We start from the raw sequence: 6,486 nt of genomic DNA, 5'->3' as shown, positions 1-6,486 counted from the left end.
AGCCATAAAAAAGCCTCCCATTCTTGTGTCCAAGAAATGGGAGGCAGTTCACGTAGTGCGCAGCGGGGGTTCTTTCATGTCCGAGGACGTCCGCGAAGGTCAGCCCTCAGATCCTGCGGTGGGAGACCTAAGCCTCGTTGTACACCGTCTTGAGCTTCAGCAGGTGAGCGTAGCGATCCATAGCGGCCTGCTCGTTCTCCTTGAAGAGCTCCTCGGCGCGCTCGGGGAAGGAACGCGTCAGCGAAGCGTAACGGGCCTCGTTCATCAGGAACTCCTGATAACCGCCCGCGGGCTCCTTGGAATCGAGCGAGAACTTCTTGCCGGCAGCAGCCTCGGGGTTGAAGCGGAAGAGGTTCCAGTAACCGCACTCGACAGCCTTCTTCATCTCGGCCTGGCAGTTCTGCATGCCGCCCTTCTTGATGGAGTGCATCTCGCAGGGGCTGTAGCCGATGATGAGGGACGGGCCGTCGTAGGCCTCGGCCTCGTGGATGGCCTTGAGGGTCTGAGCCGGGTTGGCGCCCATGGCGACCTGCGCCACGTAGACGTAGCCGTAGCTCATGGCAATCTCGGCCAGGGACTTCTTCTTGGTCACCTTACCGGCAGCGGCGAACTGAGCAACCTGGCCCAGGTTCGAGGCCTTGGAGGCCTGACCGCCGGTGTTGGAGTAAACCTCGGTGTCGAAGACAAAGACGTTGACATTGTGGCCGGAAGCCAGGACGTGATCCAGGCCACCGAAGCCGATGTCGTAGGCCCAACCGTCGCCGCCGAAGATCCAGAAGGACTTCTTGGTGAGGTAAGCCTTGTCGGCGAGGATTGCCTTGGAAGCCTCGCAGCCGCACTTCTCGAGCTCGGCAACGTAGGCAGCGGCAGCGGTCTTGGAGGCCTCGGCGTCGTTGACAGAGTCAATCCAAGCCTGGCCGGCAGCCTTGAGCTCGTCGGACGGACCATCGGCGGCGATGATCTCCTGGGTGGCGGCAATCAGCTTGTGCTGAACAGCCTCATAGCCCACGGCCATGCCCAGACCGTGCTCGGCATTGTCCTCGAACAGGGAGTTGTTCCACGCCGGGCCGTGACCGTCCTTGTCCTTGCAGTAAGGAGCGGTGGCAGCGGGGTTGCCCCAAATGGAGGAGCAGCCGGTGGCGTTGGAGATGAACATGCGGTCGCCGGCGACCTGGGTCACCAGACGTGCATAGGCGGTCTCGGCACAGCCGGCGCAGGAGCCAGAGAACTCCAGGTAGGGCTGCTTAAACTGGCTGCCCTTAACGTTGGCCGCGATGAGCTCCTTCTTCTCGGAGACGTTCTCGACCATGTAGTCCCAAACGGGCTGCTGGTCCATCTCCTGCTCGGTGGGAACCATCTCGAGGGCACCCTTGGGGCAGACCTTGACGCAGTTGGTGCAGCCCATGCAGTCGAGCGGGGACACGGCCATGGTGAACTTCATGCCCTTGGCCTTGGGGCCCATGGCGTCGAGCGTGCGGGTAGCCTCGGGCGCGGCGGCAGCCTCGTCCTCGGTCATCGCGAACGGACGGATGGTGGCATGCGGGCACACGTAGGCGCACTGGTTGCACTGGATGCACTTGGTCTCGTCCCAGTGGGGAACGACCACGGCGACGCCGCGCTTCTCGTATGCGGAGGCGCCCAGCTCAAACTGGCCGTCGGCGCAATCGACAAAGGCGGAAACAGGCAGGCTGTCGCCGTCCATGCGATCGATGGGCTCGAGCAGGTTCTTGACCTGCCGGGCGATAGCGGACTTGGTCTCCTCGGAGAGCTCGACGGGAGCGGCGTCCTCGGCGGTAGCCCAGTCGGCCGGAACCTCGAACTTACGGAAGGCGGTAGCGCCGGCATCGATGGCCTTGTGGTTGGCGTCGACGATAGCCTGGCCCTTCTTCATGTAGGACTTGGTAGCCGCGTCCTTCATGTACTGCAGGGCGTCCTCGGCGGGCAGGACCTTGGCCAGCGCGAAGAAGGCGGACTGGAGCACCGTGTTGGTGCGCTTGCCCATGCCGACCTTAGCGGCCAGGTCGATAGCGTCGATCAGGTAGACGTTGACGTTGTTGTTCGCGATGTAGCGCTTGGCCACGGCGGGCATGTGCTCGGCGAACTCCTCGTCGCTCCACTGGCAGTTGACCAGGAAGGTTCCGCCCGGCTTGACGTCGCGGACCATCTTGAAGCCCTTGACGATGTAGCTGGGGTTGTGGCAGGCGACAAAGTCGGCCTTGGTCACGTAGTACGGCGAACGGATCGGGGAATCACCAAAGCGCAGGTGCGAGACGGTGACGCCGCCGGTCTTCTTGGAGTCATACTGGAAGTAGGCCTGGACGTACTTGTCGGTGTGGTCGCCGATGATCTTGATCGAGTTCTTGTTGGCGCCGACGGTACCGTCGCCACCCAGACCCCAGAACTTGCACTCAATGGTGCCGGGGGCTGCGGTGTTGGGCGCATCCTCGGCCTCGGGCAGGCTCAGGTTGGTCACGTCATCGACAATGCCGATGGTGAACTCGCGCTTGGGCTCGTCCTTCTTGAGCTCCTCGAAGACAGCGAACGCGGACGCGGGAGGCGTGTCCTTGCTGCCCAGGCCGTAACGGCCGCCGACGACCTTGATGCCCGTCTTGCCAGCCTCGTAGAGAGCGGAGACGACGTCCTGGTAGAGCGGCTCGCCGATGGAACCCGGCTCCTTGGTGCGGTCCATGACGGCAATCTTCTGGACGGTCTCGGGGAGAACGTCGACAAAGTGCTTGATGGAGAACGGACGGAACAGGCGAACCTTGACCAGGCCGACCTTCTCGCCGTGAGCGTTGAGGTAGTCGATGACTTCCTCGAGCACGTCGCAGAAGGAGCCCATGCACACGACGACGCGGTCGGCATCGGGAGCGCCGTAGTAGTTGAACAGGCCGTAATCGGTGCCGAGCTTCTCGTTGATCTTCTTCATGTAGCCCTCGACGACGGCGGGAAGCTCGTCGTAGACCTTGTTGCAGGCCTCACGGTTCTGGAAGAAGATATCGCCGTTCTCATGGCTGCCGCGGGTGTGCGGGTGCTCAGGGTTGAGCGCGTGGTCGCGGAAAGCCTGGACGGCGTCCATGTCGCACATCTCGGCCAGATCCTTGTAGTCCCACATGGCGACCTTCTGGATCTCGTGGCTGGTGCGGAAGCCGTCGAAGAAGTTAAGGAACGGGGTCTTACCCTCGATGGCGGCAAGGTGAGCCACCGGCGAGAGGTCCATGACCTCCTGGACGTTGCCCTCGGCGAGCATGGCGAAACCGGTCTGGCGGCAGGCCATGACGTCGGAGTGATCGCCAAAGATGTTCAGGGCGTGGGAAGCGACGCAACGCGCGGAGACGTGGAAGACGCCCGGGAGCTGCTCGCCCGCGATCTTGTACATGTTCGGGATCATCAGGAGCAGACCCTGAGAAGCCGTGTAGGTGGTGGTCAGAGCACCGGCGCCCAGCGAACCGTGAACGGTACCGGCTGCACCTGCCTCGGACTCCATCTCGACGACCTTGACCGGGGTGCCGAAGATATTCTTGCGACCCTGGGCCGCCCACTGGTCGACATGGTCGGCCATCGGGCTGGACGGCGTAATGGGATAGATTCCCGCTACCTCGGTGTACGCATACGAAACATATGCGGCCGCCTCGTTGCCGTCCATAGACTTAAACTTACGCGCCATATACCCCTCTCCTCTCATATAGGTATACAGGCCCCGGCGATCGCCGGGATGTTGGCGTGATGGGATTTTCGCTGTTGCTTCCAATCATCTGGCAGGCAGGCTCAGCAGCAGGTACATGGCGTGGAGAGAAGGCATGCCGAGGCGAGGAGGGCTGCACGCGCTCCACAAGCCCAGCTACCCGTCTTGCACATGACCGAGCGCCGCAAAGGCCGCATGCCGGATGCTCCCGGGCACGCCCCGGCGATGGGAAGCGCCCGCAACGGAAATCCGCATGCGGGTTTATTGTACCCCGCCGTCAAGTGTAATTTCGGCAAATATAGGCGGGCGGTAAAGGTTTACCTTGGGTGACCATCAAGGGCAAAATTGATCCTTCCGTCACCGAGGGACCAAATGGCAGCTGCGGTGAAATAGGAACTGTTTTTGCCGGCCGTAGCCTTAAACAGCCCCTATTTCACCGCAACTTATTTAGGAGATGAGTCAGAGGGCGCCGAGGAGGATGGCGTAGGTTGTGGATTCTCCGAGCTTGAGCTCGTCACCGGGGTTGAGCTGGGCGGAGCGGCCGGGCTCGACCTGGGTGCAGACGTTCGTCGCGTCGTTTACCACCACGGTTCCGTTGGTGGACGACAGGTCCTCAACGTACCAGACATTTTGGTCATCGCACCACACGTGGGCATGGCGAGCCGAAACGTCATCGCCCACATCGGTGATGCCGCCCTCCCCCGTTGCCAGCGCGCCGATCTCGACGCCTTCCTCACTCGGCTGAATCCAGCGCGGGACGCTCACCGCGTAGCCGTTTTGCACGCGCAGCAGTCCCAGCGGATGCGCCGGCGCGACCTCGTGCTCGCCCGACTTGGAACCAAGGCGGGCGTGAGAGCAAACGGCATAGGGAACGAATCTTGCGGATGTACTCCTCGACGTCAGGCAGGTAAGCCCCACGAAGTCACCGGGGAGGCCCAAGCGGCCCGGCACCACTTCCAGATTCTGACCAGGGCGAGTCGTTCGCCGGTGGCTGAAGGCTCGCTCCCACCCAAAAGGGGAGATTCGCGTTGTTCCCCAATCGCTCTCGCATCTTTCATTTTGCTCGAGGTGGGCTATAAAAACTTTCCTGGTGAAAGGCGGCGATTGGTTTCCTTTCTTTCTAGAGGAGCGCGCCTGTAATCTGTTTTCATCCTAAATCAAGTTGAGATCGGACCTTCCAGAGGCAAGTCGACTCAAACTGCGAGGCTCCATGTTGGAATAAAGAGCGCTGTCGAAGTGCCAACAACACAAAGCTTGCCAGTCTCAAATAGAACCTTTTGGGAGTCCGATTGGGCCGCACACCGAATCCCCGCTGGTGGTTTTTTATAGCTGCGTAACAATAAACAAGGTTAGTGCCAGTCCAGCATGAAATTGAGGAACGTATGCATTTTTTCTCAGTAAGTGATCGTCGTTACTGCTTCGATGAGGTCACTCGCAATTGCTTTCAGGTTGACCAAGCATCAGAAGATGCGCTTCGCATATTTGAAGCATCGGGAAGAACGGTCAACTCGAAGTTGCTAACAAAGTCACTTGCTGCGAAAGGCTACGACCAAACGACCATAGCAGAACTTGAAGACGACATTGATGAGTATCAACGATTGTCTGAGCGGACTTTCTTAACAAAAGACACGCCTCGAAAACTTAGATCCATCGAACTCCACGTTTCACATGCATGCAACCTTGGTTGTAGTTACTGTTTTGCCGGTAAAGGAGATTATGGAACGTCTCCTCTGCTGATGACAGACGAGATAGCCTTCAAGGCGGTCGACTACCTCGTCGCAAGTTCATCGGAAAACGAAACGCTTGCAATCGTCTTTTTTGGTGGGGAACCCATGATTAACGAGCCGCTGATATGGAAAACGGTCGACTATTCAAAAAGAATATACCCCAATAGAAACTTTACCTATTCTATTACGACCAACGGAACGCTTTTGAATGACACTGCTGTGAATTCTTTCAAGGAGCACGGGTTTTCTGTTCTGATTAGTCTCGATGGTACAGGATGCAAGCACGATGCATCGCGCCCGTACAAGACGGGAGGCGGCTCTTTCTCCGATATCGACAAAAACGTTCGTCGTTTTTCCGAGTCGTTCCCCTTCGGCGCAAGAGCGACCTTAACAAATAATAACTGTAACCTTGTTGAAGACTATCTTCAGTTTAAAGAGATGGGCTTCAGAAGGATTTACTTCTCGCCCGTGAGCTCATTCGATGAGAATATCAAACTCGACGAACACTCATTAAACAAAATCAGGGCGGGCCTAATAGATTTGGCGGATCAATATCTCAAACAGATTGATCAAGGGGAAAAGCCCTTGTTTAGAACATTGAAAACTGCAGTTGATTTGATTATGAGCAACAGGATCGCCTTTGTCGGATGCGGGGCTGGCAGGCGTTTTATTTCCGTGACTCCCGAAGGGGACGTATACCCCTGTCACAGGTTTGTCGGGATGATGCGATTCAAAATGGGCAACATCGTCACCGGAATTGACGAAACTAGGTATATTGAAAACTGGAGTCAGGGTGTCGAAAAAAGAATTGACTGTACGGACTGTTGGGCTCGGTCTTTCTGTGGTGGGGGCTGTAGCTGGGAGGCTGCAGACGAGCACGGCTACTTGCCCAAGAGTCTACACCCTGCATCATGTGAATATAGAAAAATGTGCTACGAGATGGCTTTTGACCTTATTTCCCGCCACTCATCTTCGCAGGAGAAAAATCAACGAGAAGCTACTGTATCGGAATAAGCGGTTCAGCGCATTGCTGTCACCATTGTGGAGGTGTTCGTTCTTCTGATTACCGTCTGC

The 6,486-nt window shown here is 58.1% G+C and carries 3 protein-coding genes; 1 reads left to right on the top strand and 2 read right to left on the bottom strand.

Annotated elements, in window-relative coordinates:
- Window positions 1-127: 127 nt before the first annotated feature.
- Window positions 128-3,667, bottom strand: a complete 3,540-nt coding sequence (gene nifJ, locus DW195_RS03620; protein WP_118205884.1) for a pyruvate:ferredoxin (flavodoxin) oxidoreductase — start codon at window positions 3,665-3,667, stop codon at window positions 128-130.
- Window positions 3,668-4,144: 477 nt separating this feature from the next.
- Window positions 4,145-4,624: an FHA domain-containing protein gene (locus tag DW195_RS03615; RefSeq protein WP_187361855.1), complete on the bottom strand. Its 480-nt coding sequence runs from the start codon at window positions 4,622-4,624 to the stop codon at window positions 4,145-4,147.
- Window positions 4,625-5,067: 443 nt separating this feature from the next.
- Between DW195_RS03615 and DW195_RS03610 the strand changes: the two genes are divergently transcribed.
- A complete protein-coding gene (locus DW195_RS03610) occupies window positions 5,068-6,426 on the top strand; it encodes a radical SAM/SPASM domain-containing protein (RefSeq protein WP_082421808.1) in 1,359 nt (452 codons plus the stop codon).
- Window positions 6,427-6,486: the final 60 nt, after the last annotated feature.

Origin of the sequence: Collinsella sp. AM17-1 (assembly GCF_003470665.1) — a bacterium.
Taxonomy (GTDB): Bacteria; Actinomycetota; Coriobacteriia; order Coriobacteriales; family Coriobacteriaceae; genus Collinsella.
The sequence above is the reverse complement of the archived record's forward strand: the minus strand, read 5'-3'. Positions and strand labels throughout refer to the sequence as shown.